Genomic DNA, 24,609 nt, shown 5'->3' with positions numbered 1-24,609 from the left:
CCTAACTCCAACGTCTTTTGTCTACAACACGAATTGTCAAGAAAATAAAGAATATAATTACACTTATGAAAAAGACTACATCACTTAAATTCACTAATCCATTTAGAAAATTATTTAGCCTGTCAAAGAAAGACAGATTCTGAAAAATAGTTTTTGCTTTTCCACTAAACACGTCTCCTAGCCAACTAATCAACCAAAGCACAAGAATTAAAGCAAATCCAATTACTCCAGCTATCATTTGATTTTCTGTAAGTGAAGAAGCAAAAAGCCCTATTGATATAAAAGTCACTCCTATTAGAAACACTCCAATATAACCTGCTATGATAGAACCCATATCTGGTGAAGAATACAATTTAAGATAAATGGGGTATAAAAAAGTTATTACAAGTGCTACTAAATACACAAACACTGTAGAAAAAAACTTGCCAATCACTATATCAGTAACTGTAACGGGTGACGTGAGTAAAAGTTGATCTGTTCCCGTCTTCATATCCTCTGAAATAAGTCTCATTGTCAAAATAGGACTTATAAACATAAAAACAGTGACCATACTACCTAAGATTGGAGTTAATATAGCATAATGAGTAGATAACACATAGGTTGTAAAAAAGTATCCAGATATCAAAAGATAAAATCCTAGCAGCACATAGGCAAGGGGGGAAAAGAAATAGCTTTTAAGCTCCCTCTTTAGTATTTCCCACATTTTCATCGTAACTTTCCTCCTCTGTTGTAAGTTCTAAAAATACTTCTTCAAGACTATAATTTAGCATTTTAAGTTCTAATATTGGAAAGCCTTTTTTGGCAAAAGCAAAAAACATATCTTTTCGAACATCTTTATCAGCAGAAGATTCCACTGTCAACTTTATCGTATTATCTGAATCAACTTCTGCTTCTACATTAGTTACTCCTTCAATCTCTTTTACACTGTTTACTACTTCTTCATAAGGCCCTTCCACTTTTATAAAATATCTCCTTGAATTTTGCAATGCAGTTGATAAATTCTCTGTCTTATCTATTGCAACAATTTTCCCTTTATTTATTATAATAACTCTGTCACATACCATACTAACTTCTGGCAATATATGAGTGCTTAAAATTATTGTATGCTTTTTCCCTAACTCTTTTATAATATCTCTTATTTCTTTAATTTGCTTAGGGTCAAGACCTACTGTCGGCTCATCTAATACCAAAACATCAGGGTCTCCTATGATTGCTTGTGCTAGTCCAACCCTTTGTTTATAACCTTTAGACAAGTTTTTTATAAGCCTTTTTCTCACATCAGTCAAACCAACTTCATGTATAATTCGTTCAACATCTTCTCTTCTCTTTTTTGGAGGAACACCTTTTATACCTCCTACAAAATGGAGATATGCCTCTACGGTCATATCTAAATACAAAGGAGGTACCTCTGGTAAATAACCAATATGTTTCTTTGCCTCTATCGGTTGTTCAACAATATCATATCCTGCAATTTTTATAGTACCGCTGGTAGGAGGCATATATCCTGTTATCATTTTCATAGTGGTAGTTTTACCAGCACCATTGGGCCCCAAAAAACCAACTATTTCTCCTTTATCGACAGAAAAGCTTATGTTATCTACTGCTTTACGAGTACCATAAACTTTTGTGACGTTTTTTAGCTCTATCATCATAGCAGTCTCAACCCTCCATTTTACATAGTGTGGAAATTGTATCATAAAATTATTAAAAATTTGTGTACAAATTGTTAAGCATTAGTTAAGATTGTAACTTAAAGCAAAATGATAATAAGAAACTATGACAAAGTCGTCATAGCTTCTTATTATCCCATTATCACTAAAACCTGATGACTATTCCCCTTCTTTGTTAAATCAATAGTCTTATCTGTAACAAGCTCCCCATCTATATATACTTCCTTTACGCCTTTGTTAACACCATTAGGATTTCTTACCTCTATTAAATATTTGATATTTTTATAGTTATATTCTATCACATATTTATCCCAATTTTGGGGTATACAAGGATCTATTATAAGTTTTTCTCCGTATTTTTTCAAACCCAAGAGGTTCTCAATTGCTATTCTGTACATCCAACCTGCTGCGCCAGTATACCACGTCCAACCTCCTCTTCCTACATGAGGTTCTACCGCATACACATCTGCAGCCATGACATAGGGCTCTACTTTATACTTCATACACTCAATAGGGGTCCTGGTGTGATTTATAGGATTTATCATATTGTAAAGTTGCCATGCTCTATCTCCTTCTCCTAGCTCTGCAAAGGCGAGTATTACCCATGCTGCCGCATGAGTGTATTGACCCCCATTTTCTCTAACTCCTGGAACATATCCTTTTATATACCCCGGATTTAAATCCCCGTTGTCAAAGGGAGGGGTTAAAAGCTTTATTATCCCTTCTTCCTCATTGACCAAATAATTTACAACAGCCTTCATTGCCTCTTTTACTCTTACTTCTTTTCCCGCTTTAGATATAACAGACCAAGATTGAGATATGGAATCAATTTTACATTCTGAATTGTCTACAGATCCTAAAGGTGTCCCATCGTCAAAGTAAGCCCTTCTGTACCAACTTCCGTCCCATGCATTTTCTTCTATAGCTTTTATTAATTTATTAGCTATTTCTTGATACTTTTTTGCATGTTCTTCATCCTTTTTAGTTTGACATATGGGCGAAAACTTCTGAAGAATAGTGTACAAAAACCAGCCAAGCCATACACTTTCCCCTTTCCCTTTGTTTCCTACCTTATTCATTCCGTCATTCCAGTCGCCAGCCCCCATCAAAGGCAAGCCATGTTCTCCAAATTTTAACGAATAGTCTATAGCCCTTATGCAATGCTCATATACTGTACCTTTTGTTTCAGATATACGAGGTGTTGAATATCTTTCTTCCTCTTCTTCTTTTAAAGGCAAATCTTCTAAGTAATTTACTTCTATGTCCAGTATAGGCCAATCTCCTGTCTTTTCTATATAGTCAGCTGTGACGTAAGGAAGCCACAACAAGTCATCGGCAAATTTTGTCCTTATACCTTTATTTAATACAGGATGCCACCAATGTTGCACATCTCCTTCAACAAACTGATGCTGGCAAGCGTTGACTATTTGATTTTTTGTAAATTCTGGCTCTAGATATACCATATTCATAGCATCCTGCAATTGGTCTCTAAAGCCATAAGCTCCTCCTGATTGATAAAAAGCTGACCTTGCCCACAATCTACACGCAATTGTTTGATAAGGCAGCCATCCATTTACAAGTAAATCCATTGACTTGTCAGGAGTTTTAATCTGTATCCTTCTTAGAAGCTCTTGCCAAAATTCTTGGACTCTTTGCAATTCATTCTGACAATTTTCAACATTTGTATACTTTAAAATCAACCTTTTTACTTCTTCTTCGTTTTTACCATGTCCTAACAAGATTGTAAATTGCTTTTCTTCTTTAGCTTTTACTTCTACATGAAATTGTATTGCAGCACAGGGGTCTAATGATATTCCTGTAGAATTTGAGAGAGTCTCATATTCCAATGCTTGGGGTAAAGTTAAACTTGAAGCAACTCCTATAAACTCTGCTCTGTCGCCTGTAAATGAATTTATCTTTTCTGAAGCTGACAAAAATGCTAATCTATTAGCAAAATCTTCATTGTACACATTTTTAATCATTAATGCTCCTATTTTTTCATCGTACTTTGTAAATAGATACGGAAAAGTAATCTCATCAGTTACTCCTAAAACTGGCCTTATGTAATAAGATACTGTAAGTTTCCTGTTTTCATTCCCTAAATTTTTGATGGTAACTAAATTTATCTTTATAGAATCTTCCTTTGCTACAAACATCTTTAAGTGTTGGCTTAAACCACAGCATATTGTTTCAAATGAAGTATACCCAAAACCATGTTTTATATAATGAACTTTTGCTTTACCAGCAGGTAAAGGAGTAATTGACCATCTGTCCCCTGTTTCCTCATCTGTTAAATAAATTACCTCTCCATGGGGGTCTAAAACAGCGTCATTGTACCATGGAGTCAATTTGTATTCCCGGCTGTTTTCTGCCCAAGTATACCCTGCTCCTGTTTCTGACACCTGAAAGCCAAAAGAAGGGTTGGAAATCACATTTATCCAAGGAGCAGGAGTACTTTTGCCTTCCCACTTTATGATATACTCTTTGCCATCATAGCTAAATCCTCCAAAACCATTGTAATAATCTAATGGTAATTCCTCTAATTTGATTTCTTCAAAATTTTGTACTTTTTTGACCCAATTTTTAAGTTTTGGAGCGTTTTTTGTCTCTTTAATCATTATCTGGTCGTAAATAGATTCATTTCCTCCTTCAAACTTAAGGGCAACAACAGTATTTAAAAGATATACATCTTCCTCTTTTAAATTATTTTGCTGTAACAAATATACGCCTCCATATTTGCCAAAAATGTCATAAGAAAAGGTAGTATTAATTAATTCTTTTATCTTATCATGTAAGGGCTGTAGATAACCGCTTTTATCTTTGTTTAATATCACAAGGTCAATATTTATCCCTTTCATTTTCCAATATTCATAAGCTTTTAAAAACCACTTTACCATTTCTATTTCTTCCATCTTTTCTATCTCTACTAACACAATTGGCAAATCTCCTGAAATCCCATATGCCCACAGACCAGATTGACCTTTTACATTTTTCAAAATCATCTCTTCTCTATACCTGCGTTGAGGACTCACAAATAAAATGTGAGCCAACATTCTTTGCAAAAGGCCTAATTCTCTGGGTTTTAAATTAAGATAATCTAATTCTACCCTACTTCTTGTCCACGACATTTCAAAAGCTCTTTCTACTACATTTTCCTCTTTGTATTTTGCAGCAATTTTTATGGCTTCTTCTTTAGTTTCAGTTATTGCAGAAATATATACTACTTTTGCTACTTCCCCTGGCATTACTTTTACTCTTTTCCTTAAACTTACAATAGGATCGAGGACTGCTCCTTCTGTATTGGAAAGGGGCTGATCAGCTTCTAAAGCAATTGGATTTTTTAGACTTCTTCCTCTTCCTATAAATTTTGCTCTATCAGTTTCAAACTGAGTATCTCCCACAATTTCTCCACTTAAAACTGCTACCTTGTGCACAGCCCATAGTTTACTTTTTCCTTGTTCCCTTGGCTTTCTGCAGACTAAAATTGCATCTTCTTCCTTTAAAAATTCTGTTTTTACAAAAAGTTTATTAAAAGCAGGATGTGCCACATCTGTTGGCAAATCTATTAAGCTTATTTCTCCAAAACTTGTAATTTCTAATATTCTCGGATGTTTACTATGATTTTTTAAAGTCAATCGCCTTATCTCCACATCATCCTCTGGTGAAACGACTATCTCTAAGTGAGTATCTATATTTCCAACTCTTTTAAAGTATTCTGCTTTATCTGCAGAGAAAACAACCCTGTAATTCTGACCTTTTTCGTAAAAGGGAGCGTAAGTGGCTGACCATACAGTATTAGAGTTTATATTTTGAACAAATATAAAGGTACCAAAATCTTGCGCCAAGTCTTTCCTCCATCTTGTCAAGAAAATACCTTTGTTATTTTTACTGTATCCTGTCCCTTTTTCTGTAAGCATTACAAAATATCTTCCGCTCGATAAAATATGAACCTCTGGCAGCCAAGTTTTTGGTTCTCCTAAAACCCTTACAAAGTCTCCATCTTCTTTGCGAACTTTTTGAATTTTTCTTGCTTCTTCTCTTTCTTCCCTCGTTATATCTAAATACATTGGCATTTTTTCTTGTAATAATATTTGAGTAGCTTTTATACTTGGGTCTTTATGAAATCTTTTTTGCATTATATTGTTATTTATAAAATTGTCTAAAGCCACAAAAGCCATACCTTGGTGATGAGCCATAAAGCTTTTGACTATCGCACTTTTCTTGCCAAAAGGAACTCTTTCTGGTGTATAATCTATCGCTTCATAAAAACCGTATTTCCCTTCAACTCCTTCTTTTTTAAGGAACCTTATGTTTTGTAGCACCCCTTCTACATCTACTCCAATAGCCAGCAAAGACCCATAAGGAGCTACTACTTTGTCGTGGGATAATCCCCTTTTAAGACCTAGACTTGGGACTCCAAAAGCTTTGTACTGATAATTCAAATTTATGTCAAAAGCGTAAAATCCGGACTCCGATATACCCCATGGAATTCCTAATTCTTTAGCATAATTTTTTTGCACTCTTACAGCAAAGGCATAAGTTTCATCCAATAAAGTATTTTGGTAATTTTTCATTATTAAAAGGGGCATAAAGTACTCAAACATCGTTCCAGACCAAGATACCAAGCCTTTATAACGATTTTCAATGGCAAGCATCCGGCCCAATTTAAACCAATGTTTTTTATCAATTTCTCTTTTTGCAATAGCAATAAAACTTGCTTGCCTTGCTTCCGAAGCCAACAAGTCATAATAAGACTTTGTAAGTTTTTCCTCCTCAACATTGTATCCTATTGAGAATAACTGTCTTTTTTCATCATACAAATGTCTGAACTCTGTTTTTTCTACCAAATTTTCAATTATACTCTTTATATTTTCAATCTCTGCCTCCAAGTTTTTGATTTTCTCCAAAGCCCGGGCAACTTTATCTTTTTGACTTTTTAACAAAGCTTTCCCCTCTTCTGTAGCTTTTTCAAAAACTTCTTCTATTTCTAATAAATAGTTTTTATAGACTTTTTCCAATTCTTTTGGAGATGAATGTTCTTCAAAAACCTCCTTATATCTTTTAAAAATTTCTTGCTCTTTCTGTCTTTCATCAAATTCTGTCCATGCTAAAAATTCTTTCATCTCCCTTTTTAAAGCCCCAATTATATTCTTTAACCTTTCAATATTTCCTACCTCATCTTCTGTACTTGAAAGTTTCTCACTAATTTTACTTAAGAATACCTCCCAATCAGATGGCATTAAAGTTTTTTTATTTAAAATGTTTCTAAAAATATCTTCAGTAATTCCTTCTATATTCAACATTTTGATAGTATCTTTTAAGCCTTTTGCCAATTCAATATCTATAAGAGGTTTATTTAAAAATTCACCTATTGCTTCCTTTACTGTAATCAAATAACCTACTAAATTTCCGCTATCGACAGTAGACACATAATAGGGCCTTAAAGGCTCTAAAGTCCTCGTATTGTACCAATTGTACAAATGGCCGTTCCATTTTTCCATTTTTCCAATTGTAGTGAGGGTTTTTTTGATTCTTTCTACCATCTCAGTTGTGGTTATATAGCCTAAATCTCTTGCTCCAACTACTGAAACCAAGTAAAGTCCTATGTTTGTAGGTGACGTTCTCTCCGCAATCCCATTAGGCGGGTCTTCTTGAAAATTATCTGGTGGTAGATAATTCTGGCTTTCTGTCACAAAGTCTTCAAAAAATCTCCAGGTTTTTCTCGCAATTAGTCGCAATTCCTCCATTTCCTCTTGTGACACAGTTTTTTCTTTTGAAATTATTGGCTGGCTTATATAAAAAGCAATGTAGGGAGAAATTGCCCAAAGGAAAAAAAGCACTATTGCCCCAATTAAATCTTGGGGTTTAAAATACATAGCTAATGCAACTAATGCTAATCCCTCTACTAAAACTATCCACATTCTTTTAAAAAAACTTGCAAAGTCATTTCTAAGTCGCTTCTCCATGTCAGCAGCCGTAATCCATTCTAATAAATTCTTTCGAGTTATATACAGTCTCGTCAATGTTCTAACTATTGCATCTGCCATCATATAAGCTTGATAGGGTAAAAACACAAAATTAAGTAATGATTGATAAAAAGCGGCTTCTATGCTTGTTATCACGGCTTTATGTCTTTTTTCCCAATAGTGTCTGAACTGGCCTTTAAAAATAGTGTCAACTAAAGCAGGTAGAATTGGGAAGAATACAGTTAAAATCGCAACCCCTAACCATAAAAAACTGCTTCCCGGCAAAAGGCTAAATCCTAAAAATAGCATTAACATCAAGGCAACTGAAACAACACTTCTTCTTAGGTTGTCTATAATTTTCCATTTAGTTATTAAAGAAAGGGGGTTTTTTACCATTTCTCCTTTTCTATTTTTTATTTTAGATTTCAAATAAGGCAATAACTGCCAATCCCCTCTTACCCATCTGTGCAGTCTCATGATATAGGAATTGTATTTAGCAGGATAGCCATCAATCAATTCTATATCACTGACAAGACCGGTTCGCACAAAGGACCCTTCTAAAAGGTCATGACTTAAAATAGAATTATCCGGTATAGTATCTCTTAAAAGTTCTCTAAATACATCTACATCGTATATTCCTTTACCTGTATATATGCCTTCTCCGAACAAATCCTGATAAACATCTGATACTGCTGTAGTATATGGATCTATACCGCCTTCTCCAGCATAGATTTTAGAAAACAGTGTAGCATTTGCGCTTTCTATATCAATGCCTATTCTAGGTTGCAATAGTCCATATCCCTCTACTACTACACCATAATCTCTGTCAATCACTGCTTTGTTTAAGGGATGCAACATAGTACCTACTAATTTTTTAGCAGTATCAATAGGCAAATTTGTATCTGCATCCAAAGTTATTACATATTTTATATTTAGTTTGGCAACATCTCCACTAACTACATAAAAACTCGTATCTTCCTTCCCTCTTAAAAGTTCATTAAATTCGACAAGAGCTCCTCTTTTTCTTTCCCAGCCCATCCAGCTTTTTTGCATTTGATTGTATTTTCTTTTTCTGTGGAAATAGTAAAATATCTTTTCGCCGTTTTTAGAATATTTCTCGTTTAACTTTTCAATTTGTTCCAAAGCACACTTTACAATCTTCTCATCCTCCGACATAACCTCAAAAGGAGCGTCTTTAAAATCCCCTAATAAGCCAAAATACAAATTCTTTTCTCTGTTGGCGTGATAATACACCTCAAGATTTTCAATCAGCTCTTTTGTCCTTTTTTCATCTGGCAAAAGAGAAGAAATAACTACCATTGTCTTAGCATCTTCAGGAATACCTTCTTTTAACTCAATTTTTGGCAATATCACTGGCCTAAAAATATGCATTAAAATCCAATTTACTAATTGAATTGATATTTCGCTAAAAGGCACGAGAAGAATTAGAGCGGAGATGAATAGCATGTCCCACCTGTTGAAAAAATTTGCTATATATTTCAATACCAAAAATTCTCCTAATAATATAAAAGTTAAAATTAAACTTAGATACAAAGTTTCGGGAGATTTTTTGGCAATTTCTATCCAGCTTATTGTCCTTTTTGATTTATTACTCAGCTTATTTTCAAGAATACTTCTTCCTTTTCCTACAAGGTAAAATCCTACATGGTTTATATACCCTAGTTCTCCCTCTTGTTCTGCCACTTCTTTTGCACATTCAATAGCCTTTTTAGCAACATATGTTTCTGAAGTATTATAATATTTGGCTATCTTTTCTATTTCATGCCTGTAATAATCTCTTGATTCAAAATCCATCTTAGGATACGTACCATCTGGGTCTTGCCTTAACACTTGTTCTACAGAACTCAAACTTTCAAAAATTTGTGCCCAATCCAGTGATGAAACAGTTTTTAAACTGGTAATAGCATTGCCTATAGAAATCTGTCTTTTGACCTGTATTTGATGAGCCTTTTCTGCTACATCACTGATGCTAGTGTCATATTCCATCAAAATCTTCTCTATAGACTGTATAATATTAGCAGAACTATTCCCTTCTTTTCTAAGTCTACTTACCAAATGCTCAATAAACTGAAGAGGAAATTTATCCGCAACGTTGATGTTTTCCCTTATGAGCTTTTTCACTTCTTCATATTTCATTTCTTTTTGTAAAAGCAATGTAAGTATTTTCTCTGCTTTTTCTCTTTGGCTGCGAGTTTCTACAATTTTCTCGCAAATCTTTTTTATTTTCTCCACCAAAGCAATGCGTATCATAAGGCTTAAAGCCCACAGCTCAGAGCTGGAAAGCAAAGCCTTTGTCTGATAAGCCTTTATAAAATTAATTATGGCTTTTTCATCAATTTTCCCATCAGTGTGAAGAACCAGCTCAAAGGCTATAGCATATATTCTTGGGTAGCCTTTGAATAAACCATTTTTAATCCCTGGAAGTCCGGAATAATAACTTTTTGACAAACTTTTTCTTATTTCTTTGACTTGCTCTTCGATTATATAAAAGTTGTCTAACAGCCATTCCTCTTCTTGAGAAATATAGACATCCTCTTCCTTTAAGATGCTGTTCAAATTTCTATAAACATTTTTTATGTAGTTGTAGTTTTTATTCATCCGCGGAATTAACAAATAAGATAATTTAGTTCTCTTCATTATGTTGTGATTCTGCGCTATTTCGGCTGCATGTTTTTCCATTTCTTCTGAATTTAGAATAATATCATCAAAATCCCTCATCGAGTCTTCTCTATTTAATCTCTGATTTTTTGAAACATGTACTATTGAAGTTGCTATTAAAAGCAAAACTAAAGCTACTATGTACCACACAGTCTGTCAACCCCTTCTCCACTGCAATTTTATGCTAAAAATATTATTCCCCCAAATTGCGATTTTAAAGCAAAAAAATAAAAGCTCGCATATGCGAGCACACACAACTATTCTTCCCATACTTCTATGTCTCTGAGCCACTTAGGATAGTAATTTTTAACTATTCCTTTTGCAACCCTTCCCCATCCTGCTGGAAATCCTTCTATAGTAAAAAGAATCCATCCGTCTTCTAAGCTCAATTCAAAAGTTTCTCCTTTTAAATATTTTTCCCTCTGTTTTCTTTCAAGTTCCAGAAATCTTCTAGCTTGGTAAGTTTTAATCCCCATTGCCAACCAGTGAGAAGGCTCAAACCTGTTTTTCTTAAGCTCTCCCAACTGCCAACCGTATCTGTAAACTCGTATATTACTTAAATCCGGTAAGCCTTGTGGTACATGGTAAACAAAATCATTATGCACTTCAATATTTAAATTACCTAAGTCTAAACTAAGATATCTATCAGCAAAATCGTAAAACAGTTGTAATTCTTTTTGTTTTTTTTTACCCTTCCTCCTTTTGAATTTAGAATTTGCTTCTCCCTCTTTTTTTCTCAATTTTGCTATAAAATGTCCTTCTCCTCTTACTTTGTGGGGCCACAATCTCATACATTTTTTCAAATCTTCAGGTCCTTCCACCCATTCTGGATAACCTCTGTCAAAAAATTTACTCATTTCACTTTTTTCAACTTTAAACTCTGGATATTCTTCTAAAAATTTTTTTATAACTCCTTCGTTTTCTTCTGGCGAAAAAGTGCAGGTAGAATAAACCAAAATGCCTCCCGGCTTCAATAACGGCGCTACATTTCTAAGTATATTTTTCTGTGTTATGGAGCAACTTATCACATTATTTAATGACCAAATTTTTCTCGCTGTAGGGTCTTTTCTGAACATCCCCTCTCCTGAGCAAGGAGCATCTACCAAGATTTTGTCAAAATATCCTTCAAATGCAGTAGTCAACTTTTCAGGAGTTTCATTTGTTATGACAATATTTCTTATCCCCATTCTCTCTACATTTTCTACTAATGCTTTTATTCTTTTTTTATCTATTTCATTAGCAACAATAAGCCCTTCATCGCCAATTTTTGTGGCTATATGGGTAGTTTTACCTCCCGGTGCTGCACTTACATCAAGAATTTTTTCCCCTGGTTTAGGATCTAATACCTCCACAACTGCCATTGCTGTCGGTTCTTGAATATAATAAAGTCCTAAAACATGGTACAAATTATTGCCTGCCTTTTCCTCTTTGTCGTAATAAAATCCTGTTGGACACCAAGGAATAGGTGTTATCTCAAAAGGAACAATTTTTTTAAACTCTTCTACACCGATTTTTAATGTATTCACTCTTAAACCTTTTTGAGGTTTTTTGTCGTATTCCTTTAAAAAATCCTCATACTCTTCTTTAAGTAATTGCTCCATTCTCTTCAAAAACTCTTCTTTTACTATAATTTTCATCTTATTACTACCCCTATCTTATTGATTGAATAATATACTGGCAACTAATCTTTTAGATACTAATAACTTTCCCATTATTTTCCGCTGACAACAATATTTTATCCAAAATTAATTGGTCTTTATAGGCCTCGTCAAAAGTCGGCGTCTCACTAAATACAATTTTACCCTCTACAATATTTGTAAAAAAGTTTATAAGGCTTGCCATATGTAAATCTACCATCCACCCAAGAGAATACTTTTCTGGAGGATATATTGACATACTATACTCGCTAAATTTGCTTTTTTTATCGTAATCGCCAATTATTTGAATATTTTCTTGCTTTTTATATAATATAGCATAACGAGGCTGCTTTGTAGTTATTTTTATTGACCCTTTTGTTCCATATATTTCAAATATAGTCTCTTCCTCAAGGTCCGGAGATATCCTTGAAGCTTCGATGCTTCCCCAACCTCCATTTTCCATTTCTACTTCTACACTTGTCCAGTCATCTACATCTACTTCTTCATAAATATCAGAGCCTTTGGATACAGGCCTTTTTTTAAAATATGTCTTGGAATTTGCTCTCAAAGACTTTATTTCTCCTATCATAAATCTCACTGCATCCACAAGGTGTATACCCATGTCAACTATGGCGCCACCACCAGAAGTAGCTTTTTTCATTTTCCAAGACATAGGCCTCTTAGGGTCCATATAACCCGAGTGAAGCATCAAAGCCTTAAAATTTAAAATTTCACCTATCTCTCCATTTTTTATCATGTCTCTTGCTTGGTTTACCGCAGGCATAAACCTGTACATTAAAGCTGTTTGATGTATTAGCCTTTTTTCTTTTGCCTTTTCCATTATTTCATAGGCTTCTTTGCCGTTAACTCCCATTGGCTTTTCAAGATATAATGGAATACCTTTTTCTATCGCTTTCATCGCTTGTTCATAATGAAGGTAATTAGGGGTACATATGTCGACAGCATCAACGTCGCACTCTTCCAACATTTCTTCAATACTTTTTACACCTTTTTCAAAAAAATGTGGTATATCTTCTGTGTTATTTTTGCAGACAGGTCCAAGTTTCACCTCAAAAGGAAGGTTTTTAAATATTAAAGGCATTGAAAAACAAGCTATAGAATGGATTGTGCCAATAAAGCCAAGCCCTATAAAGCCAAGTTTTATTTGTCTTTTTGACATTACAGTTCACCTCTTTTCGAAAATTCACTTATTAATTATAACATTGATAAAAAGCATAAAAAAGAAATCCCTTTTATAAGGGAATAAAAAAATTTTGTAGATATTTCATCACTCATTAGAGTCGTCAATTAAATTCATGCAGAACACCTTTTGCACGAGGCACATCATATACATGCCATTTCTTTATTGTATGTCTCTTCTATAAACTCTGCAATAATAGGTCCAATCTTATCTATATCCACCAAAAAAGAGTCATGCCCTTGCATTGAAGATACTTCTTCAAATTTACCATAACCTCCTGAAGCATTTAGCTTTTTAATAAAGTCTTTCATGTATTTTGAAGGAAAAATCATATCTGTATCTATCCCTATCATGAGTATTTCTGCTTTAATCCTTTTAAGTGCCATCTTTAATGAACCATAAGGTTTCGTAATGTCATGTTCATTCATAGCCCATAAAATATATAAATATGAATTTGCATCAAACCTGTTTATAAAAGACAAACCATGATAGTTGAGGTAATTCTCCACTTCAAAATTGTTTTCATCTCTTAACCTATCAAATCTATAGTCAAATAAATCACCGCTTTTGTAGGTTATCATTCCTAACATCCTGGCAGTGCTCAACCCTTTATCAGGTTTATGTGGTTTATCATAGTAATCACCGCCATAAAAATGTGGATCATTTAATATGCATTGTATACCTACATGGTTATACGCAATATTAAGAGGGGTAAGCTTATAATCGGCAGCTATAACAATAGATTTATCCACTAAATCCGGGTATGTTACTGCCCACTCCAAAGCCTGCATTCCCCCCATAGACCCTCCAATAACAACTTTTATCCGGTCTATGCCAAGATAATCTAAAAGAAGTTTTTGCACTCTCACCATGTCTCTTATATTAATCTTCGGAAACCTCAAGCCGTAAGGTTTCCCTGTTTTGGGGTCTATAGAAGAAGGACCTGTAGTTCCATAACAACTGCCGAGAAAATTAGAACATATGACAAAATATTTGTTTGTATCAATATATTTGCCGGGACCAATTAAAGGGTCCCACCAACCCACGTTATTTTTTCCAGGATGTACACCTGCTGCATGAGCACTGCCACTTAAAGCGTGTTCTACAAGTATTACGTTATTTTTTTCTTTATTTAATTTTCCATAAGTTTCATAAACAATAGTAAGCTCATCAAAGCTATATCCACTTTCTGTAGTGAATATATTTTTCCCTCTTAGTGTAACCTTTTTTTCCTCAACTATCATTTACATCAACCTTTCTTATCTATTTTTGCGATGCATAAAGGGCATTATCAAGGTCTTCTAATATATCTTCTATGTCTTCTAGCCCTACCGAAAGTCTTATCATATCCTCCGTCACACCAGAAGCCAACTGTTCTTCTTTTGATAACTGCTGATGAGTTGTGCTAGCCGGATGTATAACCAACGACTTTGCATCCCCTATATTAGCAAGATGAGTAAATAATTTTAAGCTCTCTATAAACTTAATGCCCGCTTTTAATCCACCCTTTATGCCAAAAGTCAAGACTCCTCCTTGCCCTCTTGGCAAATACTTTTGTGCTAAAGCATAGTAGGGACTTGATTTAAGTCCTGGATAACTCACCCAAGAAACATATGGATGAGAAGCTAAAAACTCTGCAACTTTTAAAGCATTTTGACTGTGCCTTTCCATCCTAAGGGATAGAGTCTCTAATCCTTGTGCGAATAAAAATGCATTAAAGGGACTCAAAGCAGTACCCAAATCCCTTAAAAGCTGCACCCTTGCTTTTACAATATAAGCCGCTTCACCTACATCTTTTACATACCTTATACCATGATAACTTGGATCTGGTTCTGTAAGTTCTGGAAACTTTCCATTGTCCCAATTAAATTTTCCAGAATCTACTATAACTCCACCTATAGAAGTCCCATGTCCACCTATAAATTTAGTCGCCGAATGTACTACTATATCAGCTCCAAACTCGATAGGTCGGGCAAGGTAAGGAGTTGCAAAAGTATTATCTACAATTAGAGGAATTCCTGCAGTGTGGGCAATTTCTGCTATTTTTTCAATGTCAGCCACGTCAATCTTTGGATTTCCAATAGTTTCAACGTATAATGCTTTTGTCTTATCTGTTATTTGACTTTTAAAGTTCTCAGGATTTTTAGGGTCTACAAATTTAAAATTTATACCAAACTTTTTCAAAGTAGTCGCAAAAAGATTATAAGTCCCTCCATAAAGATTGGTAGAAGATACAATCTCGTCTCCTACTCCTGCGATATTAGTAACCGCCAGCGTTATAGCTGCTTGACCTGAGGATACAGCAAGGGCACCTACCCCACCTTCTAATGCAGCCATTCTTTTTTCAAAAACGTCAACAGTAGGGTTCATCATTCGAGAATATATATATCCTTCTTCTTTTAAGGCAAAAAGGTCTGCAGCATGTTGAGTACTTTTAAAAGCATAGGAAGAAGTTTGAAATATTGGAAGGGCTACGGCACCTGTAGCTGGATCAGGCTCCCAACCTTCATGGATTGCTAAAGTTGAAAAACCATATTTTTTAGCCATATTTTTTAACTCCTTTCACAAAAATTTTTTAAATTACTTCAACAAAATCCTCAAATTCACTTAACTTTAATTCTTCTATTATATTCTCTTGTAAAACTTTAAAAAAAGCTTTTATTTCGGTTATTTCTTCTAATTTTTCTATTAATTCCTCTACATTTTTCTTTGTCTTCACAATAGCTGCAAACGTACCATTTTCAGAGGAAGATTCCACAATTGATACCCTTTGTTCTTTTAAAAACTTTAAAACTTTTTTCAAACCTAAAATATCTTCTTTGTAAAGTTTAAGCCTTATATAAAAAGTATCTGTAAAACTTCCCTGACGAATTGGAAGTAAGTTTATCCTCAAATTATCCTTGATATCATAGTTTAACAATATATCAATTAAATCAGCCACTACAGCATCCCCTGTAGGAAGTTCTCCAGCACCTTTTCCTACAAAAACATATTCACCAAAACTATCCCCTCTAAGTATGATAGCATTATTTACGTCGTTTACCCTTGACAAAATATTATTTTCTTCGACTAAAACTGGTTCCACTCCTGCAAAGATACCATCTTTGACTTTTTTGCACCAGGAAAACAATTTTATTTTATATCCCCATTTATTGCTGTAATTTAAATCTTGAGTCGTGATTTCGTCTATTCCTTTTCTAGGTATGGAATTTATTGGCACATTTATATTGAACACTTTCCTCATTAATATAACAAGTTTATAAAGGGCATCAAAACCTTTTACATCATAATCGGGGTTTGCCTCTGCATATCCTAATTGCTGGGCTTCTTTAAGTGCTTCTTCATAACTTCTACCTTCAGTAGTCATTTTGGTGAGAATATAATTAGTAGTGCCATTTACTATACCGCCCACAAAATCTATTTCATCTGTGATTTTTAATCTATCAATTTGATGCAATATAGGTATAGCTCCACCTACACTTGCCTCACATTTTAGAAATACTCTATTTTTTTCTGCTATTTCATTTAATTCTTCTCCATATTGGGCTATTAATTCTTTATTTGCAGTAATTACATGTTTTCCTGAAAACAAAGCCTCTTTAACATATTCGTAAGCCGGATAAATACCACCTATTGCTTCAATAACAATTTTTATCTCTTTGTCTTTTAAAATTTCTTCAGCATTTTGAGTAAGTAGTCCTTCCACCTTCACTTTCCTGGGCTTATTGAGATTTTTCACGAGTATCTTTTTTATCTCAGGATAAACGCCTGTGCTCTCCTTTATATGACCTCCTCTTGAAGTTATCAATTTATATACTCCTGTCCCTACTGTCCCAAGTCCCAATAATCCAATTTTTACTGTCATATCACACCTCCAAGCAAATTTTTAGGCCCTCTTCGAAATGAGAAGAGGGCCTAATAATCCGCCACTCCTCTCATCTCTCAGGTTAGAATAATCTAACCTGCAGGATTTGGCACCAGACGCATATAAATGCCGGTTGCCGGGTTTCATCGGGCCAGTCCCTCCACCACTCTTGATAAGAGGTTTGCGTGTAATATATTCAATTTTGCATGTTGTAATCTATGTTATCACTTTGAAACTGTAAAGTCAAGAACTTTTTTTGTACTCTTTATTAAATTTTTTCAAAATTTTAATATACCTCTCTTCCTAAGCATTTTCCTATTTGTGTCGCAAGACGGTTTCTTCAAACTCTTCTTTTATCTTTTTTAGTAATTCCTCTCTTGTCATTATATCTAGCGCAGTCATAGCCAGAACTTTGGCTGAAAGTACGGCTGTCTCTTTACCTCTGGTCGAACCTGCGGCTTTCAAAAATTCCAGGCTATGAGGTACTACGTCCTTTTCAGCTATGGCTATGTGGGGATGGATAGAAGGCACGACTTGGCTTACATTTCCCATGTCCGTTGAACCGATGCCTTCTTCTTCGTCACTTATATCGTGATAGCCCAATTCTTTTAAATTAGCTTTAAATACCTCAGCCATAGTTTTATTAGTTACTAGGTTGTCAAAACCAAGTTCAAAATTTCTATATGAAAGCTTTGCTCCAGTTGACAACTCAGCACCCTTGGCACAGGCTATAACTTTCTCCTTTACTTCAAGCATATATTTTTTTTCCTTCGCCCTCACGTAAAAGCGGGCGACAGCTCTTTCGGGAATGATATTGGGAGTATGACCCCCTTCGACAATTATCCCATGGATTCTCGCATCAGGTCTCAGTTGCTGCCTTAAGGCATTGATGCCGTTAAAAAGAAGGATGACCGCATCCAGAGCGTTTATGCCCAGGTGAGGTGAGGCGGCAGCATGGGCTGCTTTACCTGTGTATGTAAACTCCAGGGCTTCCATGGCAAGAGAAGTTGTATATATAGTAGTCCTATTGCCAGGATGTACCATCATGGCCGCGTCCATATCATTGAAAATACCTCTTTCTACCAATAGCACCTTCGCACCATCGGTTTCTTCTGCAGGAGATCCTACTAGTATCACTTCGCCGGAAAGCTCTTCAGCCAACGCTCCTAAAGCCACCGCGGCTCCGAAACTTGCAGCTGCAATAAGGTTATGTCCACAAGCATGACCTATTTTCGGAAGAGCATCATATTCAGCTAGAAAGGCTATTTTGGGACCGGGTTTTTGGCCTTTTTTTCTTGCTAAAAAAGCAGTTGGCAGTCCTTCGACTTCATTTACTAAAAAACCATAAGCACTTATTTTTTCCCTCAACAGTTTTGAAGCTTTAAATTCTTGATTTCCAAGCTCTGGATTTTTATATATCTCATCGGCGACTTCAAAAATTTCCTCCTTAATCCTCTCGATAAAAGAAATGACTTTCTCTTTCAATCCTTCCATATCTGTAGCCACTCTCCTAATCTAAAAAAATTTATTCATATGATCCTTACGCAGTTTTTCAAAATTATCTTTATCCATCGATATGGCCCTTTTCATAGTTATTGGAACGGTATTTCAGCTCTATAAAAAAGCTTTCATTAAGATCTTGTATGGACATACTACAGTCTATTGTCTGACAAACAGCATTCAAAAATGATAAGAATTCGCTTTCAGTCAAAACACTCCTATAATCAGTTTTAAGATTATGACCTTCTTTGTTAACCGATATTATAATGATTAGAATGCTATGCTCTAAATTGATAGACAAGTCCAAAACGGTTTCTTTGACATATTGTAGTAAATACTTGACTAATGAAGACACAATATAAAATATCAGTATATAGTTTCCTCTAGGCCTAGCAGAACTATCATCGCTTACTTTGATATTTATCCAATCATTCAGTTTCCTGTTATGCAACCAGTTCTTTAAATCTGCTTCAAGTTTTTTCGGTTCACAATCCACAATGCTTGTCGGTAATGTTTTCAGGTATTCGAGGTACAAATCCTCAATTACTTGAATTGCATCCAACATATCGGAATTACCGGCCAGTCCGCTTTTTTGTTTTAGAATAGCAAATACAAATTTGCTTATTTCCCTTATACTATCTAAATCCATTTTATTTTGCTTAAGCTTTTCATTTGTTGATTTCAGGATATTCTGATATAATATATTTCTTTTTTCAAGCGCTTCCTTAAGCATCTCCTTTTCCCGCTCAAGATTGTAATATTCTATTGCCTGTCTTATTATAACTTTAAATTCTTCCTCCAATTTCCACGGTTTTGTAATAAATTTGAAAATATCGACTTGGTTTATTGCAGCCAATATCTGAGGCAGCTGGGTATAACCCGACAATACAATTTTAACTGTCTTTGGGTACTTTTCCTTGACAATTTTTAAAAGCTGCAGACCATCCATTCCGGGCATTCTCATATCCGTAACTATGACACTTATTTCATTTTCTTCCATTATTGCAAGGGCTTCCTCTGCACTCATAGCAAAAAAGGATGTATAATCCTCGTCAATAAGTCCCCTCTTTAGTGAATTGAGTATCTCTTTGTCATCATCCACAAACAAAACTGAATTGCCCTTCATATATAGCTCCCTCCAACACTGTATTTTTAAGAAAAATTGCAGTTTCCCGGCAGCATTAAATACCTTAATGAATTTCGTCAACTACTTTATCGCAGTCTTCCTTGCAGATACCAAGAAAATCAAATGCACCTGCGTCTAAATCAATTTCTAAATTTTCCCCTAAATATCTTCCTGCATAATAGTCCGCAATATGTACCACAGACACTATTTCCCTGTATATCACCCTACTGTCTGATGGAGAATGGTGGAATAGTGCCGATTCTATAACAGGATACGTAAAGTCAAGATGGTCTAATATATACCCTCCGATTTCTTGGTGTAAGGTCTGCATATTTGCTTTCACTTCATCATTATCATCTGTAAATATAGACAAAACAGCATATCTTCCAATATCATGAAGCAATCCTGCAATTAAATATATATCGCTTAAATTCTTCTTTAACAGGCGCCTATAAATTAAATCCGTTATCCTGTTAGTAAGCGTTGCATGCTTAATCAAAAGCTCTTTGTTTACGCTCGGGTTAATTTTGTTGATATATCCAAATATTACGGCAGCTAAAATAATATTCTTTATATTAAACTCACCTAAGCGACCGGTGGCTTCCTCTATTGAGCCAACCTGTGCTTCCCAAAAAGAAGAATTCACAATATCTAATGTATCCCTTTCCAGCCTTTTATCTTCAGCTACTTTTTTTAGTGCTTTTTGAGTATCTCTTACTTGTTCTAGCGCAAAACTTAAACCCTCATAAAGACCTTTTTCTCTTAAAGTACCAATGATTGAGCTTATACCTTTCAGCGTTTCCTCACTATTGAGTATCTCTCTTGCCCCTATTACCTGTTCGATTGTCCGAATAAAATTCTCATTGTCCCAAGGCTTAAACATGTACAATTTTGCTAAATTATTCTGTAAAGCGTCATTAAACAGTTTTTCCTCCGCGTAGCCGCTCAAAATGAGCCTTATAGTAGAAGGATACTTTTGTTTCACTCTTTTCAACAGTTCATACCCATCCATTGTAGGCATCTTCATATCGACCACTATTACGTCAACTTTTGTATTATCCAATATTTTAAGCGCTTCTTCTCCGCTATCTGCTGTATAAACACAATAATCACTATCAAGGTATAATCTTCTAATTGCTTTTAATATTTGCTTCTCATCATCTACAAACAATAACGTCTTACTCATTCTATACCCCACCCAAAAGCAAATCTACAACATCCATCAATTAGAATAGTTACTTTGCTGGATGATTTGTGTCCATCTGCATTTGTCAATCCTGCCTATTGCTTTTCTCGCCTCTTCCAGATCCTGTCTCGCTTCTTCATACCGTTTCAAAACGTAAAAAAGTGAATGCCTTCTGTAAAACCCTTTGGCCGCCTCATAGTCAGACTCTAACTGTAAAGCAAGTTGTATGGATTCTTCATACATTTGTAAAGCTTCAGCATAGTCTCCCATATTCGCCAATATGATGCCTTTAAGGCGCAACGCTTTTAGTTTCTTCATATCGTTCCTGGATTCCATCGCTGCAGATATAGACTTATTACAATATTCCAAAGCAGTATCCAGATTATTGCTTTGCAGTTCGTATATACTGCGGTATCTATAGTAATCGCTAATATAGGATATTTCTTCAGCATCTGTAAATATCTTATATGCGTTTTCCAGCATCCCTGGAACCTTTTCGTAGTTTCCAAGTTTTAAATTCAGTCTTGCGATACCTAAATAGTTGATTGCTGCTTCAACCGGCAATCCTCGGCTTTCCGCTATCTCCAGAGATTTGTTATAATACTCGAAGGCCTTAGCAAAATCTCCGATTTCATACATCAAATCTCCCATATTCAACTGAGCAAGACACAATTTATACATTGATGATATTTGATATGCTTTTTCCATGGACTCCATAAATAGTTGCTCAGCCCTTCTAAATAATCCTTTATCTAAGTATAGTATCCCTAAATTAATACTGCTGGATATATAATTTGCAAGGTTTGATATCTTTTTTGAAAGCTCAATGGAGTTGTTAAAATATTCCTGAGCTTTTGATATCATTCCCATCGCATGATAAATAATCCCCAGATTGTTGGATTCATTGGCCATTATTCTAAAATTATTTATTTTCTCCGCGTAATTATAGGCTTTATTCAGATAAAAAAGAGCATTTTCCATGTCTCCTCTGGTGTAATACAGTATCCCCGTCCGGTTAAGAGTCTCTGAAAGATTTTCATAGTCTTTGTTCCTGAGCAGAATTTCTTCAGATTTCTCCGCTATTTCCAAAGCTTTTGGATTTCCTTGCTTTTGAAAAATGCTGCACTTCTGCTGAAGCAGCTTCCCGTATAGGCTGCTGTTCTGCCTTATCCTATGTTCAATTTCTTCAATTATTTTTAGTGCTTCATTATATTGGGCCTTTTCTTCGTAAACTTTCGCAATCATAAGCTTTATTGAATAAATATCATCCGCCATTTCAGCGATCTTTAAGGCTAAATTTAAATATTCCAGAGCCCTGTCATACTCGGCCATTAAAAAGTATATCTCTCCGATATCCATATATGCATGTAAAGCCTTTGAATCGCTCGGCTCATCGCCTTCATTCTTTATCGCCTGAAGATACCTGTCGTAGTATTCCAGGGCGCTGTCGTAATTAAAGTCTCTTTTATACTTCTCGGCAGTTTTTCGATAGTACTCCTCCGCCTTCTTATTTAATCCTGCCGCTTCAAAATGCATACAGAGGATTTCATAAAAGTATTCCAGTTCCCCTCTATACCTCGACTCTATCATTTCTCCCAGCTTTCTATGGTAGTACTGTTTATTTCTGTTCAGGATGCTGTTGTATATAACCTCTCTGGCCGTATCTATTTCAAACATGTAGACCCTGTCAACTGCTCCCGAAGTAATTCGAACAGATTTGGGAGAAATTATATTCAATTGAACAGGAAGCTTTATGAGTCTTTCCATTTCATCCTCATCAACATCCAGCAAACTTCTTACCCAGGATAAGTTAAATTCCTTTCCTATTACCGAAGCAGCCTCCAGAAACCTTGTGGTCGCTTCATCCAGCCCCGAAAGGTTTGATAAAATAATGCTTTCCAAATTACCTGGCAGTGAAATTACTCCCTGCAAGTTAAAGTAAACGGTATTATTCTTGATTACAAATTTTCCTTCCCTTTTGACAGCATTAACAAACTCCCTTACATATAGCGGATTGCCGTTCGTAAGCTGATATATCTCATCGTTTAAGCCTCCATCGATATTTTTGCAGCCAAGTAACTGGCATATTTGAAAGCTGACCCCTTCTTTGCTTAGTTTTTTAAGCTTCAAGGTATAAATTCTATCGGGACTTATAGTATTAAACGCTTCTATTTCATAAGTGGAGGTGAAAATGAAGGTGGTTTTTACCTCAGACAGTAGTTTTATCAGTTCTATCAATATGTCAACAGACACGGAATCTGCAAATTGTAGGTCATCTACTATAAAAACAACTTGCTGATTCATGCAAAGACCTTTTATAAATATAGAAAGCTGGTTTATTAATTCTCTTTTTATATCATGGTATTCCATAGAATTCAATATATCCTGAAAATCCTTGCTTCTGTCCAAACCCATAACAAAGGCTAAAAAATCATAGTTCCTCTGAACTTCATCTTTGCTACGGCCTTTCAAAATATAACCTACGTAGGACATAAGTCTGGCTTTTTTTGTATTATTATCGGTTTCCGGATTGACATCGATCACATTGTATAAAATGTTGGAAATCAAATGGTATGCTTTTCTCTGGTAGGTGGGGTCACTATTTATCCATATCCTCTTTATATTATTATCTAAATCTGATGTGAACTTTTTTATAAGGCTTGTCTTACCAAGACCCACCTCGCCTAAAACGAATATAACCTTAGAATTTTGAGCATCTCTAAAAATGGTATTGAGGAAATTTATTTCATGGTCCCGCTCTACAAGCTGAATATCATCTTTACCGTAATCTTTTGCAATGCCAATAGGAACATAGCATTTTACAGGTTTCTCTTTGTTTTTGACCACAATCTCCCTTGGATCCGAATAGTTGATCACATCTTTTGTGGCTTCATAAACCGATTGGGAGACAAGGATTTCTCCCCTTGCTGCGCTGGACTGGAGCCTCTGGGCCGTATTTACAGTATCACCAATTACCGTATAATCTTTGTCAAAATAGTTGCCTACGCTTCCTGTGACCACAAGGCCGTAGTTTACTCCAATCGACAGGCTGAGGTTCACTCCCTTGTCGTGAAGCACTTCTTTCGAAAACTTATTTATAAGTTCCATCATTTTCATTGCGCATACCACAGCCCTTATGGGATCGTCGGCATGAGGATACTTGGCACCGAAAAGGACCATTACAGCATCTCCTATGTATTTGTCTATAGTGCCTTCCAGCTCATAAACAGGTTTTGTGATATAATCAAAACAATCATTAATTATTCCGCGAACCTCTTCGGGGTCCATTTTTTCAGATAGTGCTGTAAAGCCCGATACATCTGCAAACAAAACCGCTACATTCTTTCTACTCTCTGGCAGTATATCAAAATTTTGTATGGAGCTCCGTTCGCCTTGACTGCCAATTTTTGCACCGCAGTTGAAACAGAACTTTGCCATCATTGGGTTCGGAGAACCACACACTTTGCATTTCAAAGGAAATTTCATGCCGCATAAGCTACACTCTTTACTATCAGAACTGGGTAATTTGTATCCGCAATTAAAACATATCATATAATATGCCCCCCGATTTCCTTATCTCGTCATGTCCTCAAACTTTACACCGTTTAATTTAATTATAACATATATTAAATCAGCTTACACAGGTAAAAAAAATACCATGAGGAGAAAGAAAATAACCAACAGCATTATAGCAGAATTTGCGAAATTTTTCAGTGTGGAAAGAAAGATAAAATGAATATATTAGAAGAAAAAACAGTTTTTTTTTTTTTTGATAGTGT

At 35.2% G+C, this 24,609-nt stretch carries 12 protein-coding genes and 1 riboswitch; all 12 genes read right to left on the bottom strand.

Going from position 1 to position 24,609, the window contains the following annotated elements; all coding sequences use genetic code 11:
• Position 1: 1 nt before the first annotated feature.
• Positions 2-709 carry an ABC transporter permease gene (locus tag I4N53_RS09840; protein WP_003870609.1) on the bottom strand — a complete coding sequence of 236 codons (708 nt, stop codon included), beginning with the start codon at positions 707-709 and terminating at the stop codon, positions 2-4.
• The gene (locus I4N53_RS09835; protein ID WP_003867490.1) at positions 675-1,652 is read right to left on the bottom strand and encodes an ABC transporter ATP-binding protein; all 978 of its coding nucleotides are present in this window, start codon (positions 1,650-1,652) and stop codon (positions 675-677) included. Before I4N53_RS09835 ends, I4N53_RS09840 begins: the two co-directional genes overlap by 35 nt.
• A 149-nt stretch (positions 1,653-1,801) precedes the next feature.
• Complete coding sequence (locus I4N53_RS09830) at positions 1,802-10,465, bottom strand: GH36-type glycosyl hydrolase domain-containing protein (protein WP_214496131.1); 8,664 nt, start codon at positions 10,463-10,465, stop codon at positions 1,802-1,804.
• Between the two features lie 107 nt (positions 10,466-10,572).
• Positions 10,573-11,952, bottom strand: a complete 1,380-nt coding sequence (locus I4N53_RS09825; protein WP_214496130.1) for an RsmB/NOP family class I SAM-dependent RNA methyltransferase — start codon at positions 11,950-11,952, stop codon at positions 10,573-10,575.
• Positions 11,953-12,004: 52 nt separating this feature from the next.
• Complete coding sequence (locus I4N53_RS09820; RefSeq protein ID WP_214496129.1) at positions 12,005-13,132, bottom strand: Gfo/Idh/MocA family protein; 1,128 nt, start codon at positions 13,130-13,132, stop codon at positions 12,005-12,007.
• Between the two features lie 164 nt (positions 13,133-13,296).
• Positions 13,297-14,397 (bottom strand): homoserine O-acetyltransferase, encoded by a 1,101-nt coding sequence (locus tag I4N53_RS09815; protein ID WP_214496128.1) that lies wholly within the window; start codon positions 14,395-14,397, stop codon positions 13,297-13,299.
• A 19-nt stretch (positions 14,398-14,416) separates the two neighbouring features.
• Positions 14,417-15,700, bottom strand: coding sequence for a homocysteine synthase (locus tag I4N53_RS09810; RefSeq protein ID WP_028991327.1), 1,284 nt, complete (start codon positions 15,698-15,700; stop codon positions 14,417-14,419).
• 28 nt (positions 15,701-15,728) lie between these two features.
• Complete coding sequence (locus I4N53_RS09805; RefSeq protein ID WP_214496127.1) at positions 15,729-17,018, bottom strand: homoserine dehydrogenase; 1,290 nt, start codon at positions 17,016-17,018, stop codon at positions 15,729-15,731.
• A 67-nt stretch (positions 17,019-17,085) separates the two neighbouring features.
• Positions 17,086-17,197: riboswitch (SAM riboswitch) on the bottom strand.
• A 136-nt stretch (positions 17,198-17,333) separates the two neighbouring features.
• Entirely contained in the window at positions 17,334-18,512 is a 1,179-nt protein-coding gene (locus tag I4N53_RS09800; RefSeq protein WP_013150732.1) for a M20 family metallopeptidase, read from the bottom strand.
• 70 nt (positions 18,513-18,582) lie between these two features.
• Positions 18,583-19,644, bottom strand: coding sequence for a response regulator (locus tag I4N53_RS09795; RefSeq protein WP_214496126.1), 1,062 nt, complete (start codon positions 19,642-19,644; stop codon positions 18,583-18,585).
• A gap of 64 nt (positions 19,645-19,708) precedes the next feature.
• Positions 19,709-20,830 carry a response regulator gene (locus I4N53_RS09790; protein WP_013150734.1) on the bottom strand — a complete coding sequence of 374 codons (1,122 nt, stop codon included), beginning with the start codon at positions 20,828-20,830 and terminating at the stop codon, positions 19,709-19,711.
• A 36-nt stretch (positions 20,831-20,866) separates the two neighbouring features.
• The gene (locus I4N53_RS09785; RefSeq protein WP_214496125.1) at positions 20,867-24,382 is read right to left on the bottom strand and encodes a tetratricopeptide repeat protein; all 3,516 of its coding nucleotides are present in this window, start codon (positions 24,380-24,382) and stop codon (positions 20,867-20,869) included.
• Between the last annotated feature and the right edge of the window lie 227 nt (positions 24,383-24,609).

Source organism: Thermoanaerobacter sp. CM-CNRG TB177 (genome assembly GCF_018588165.1).
Classification (GTDB): Bacteria; Bacillota; Thermoanaerobacteria; order Thermoanaerobacterales; family Thermoanaerobacteraceae; genus Thermoanaerobacter; species Thermoanaerobacter thermocopriae.
The sequence above is the reverse complement of the archived record's forward strand: the minus strand, read 5'-3'. Positions and strand labels throughout refer to the sequence as shown.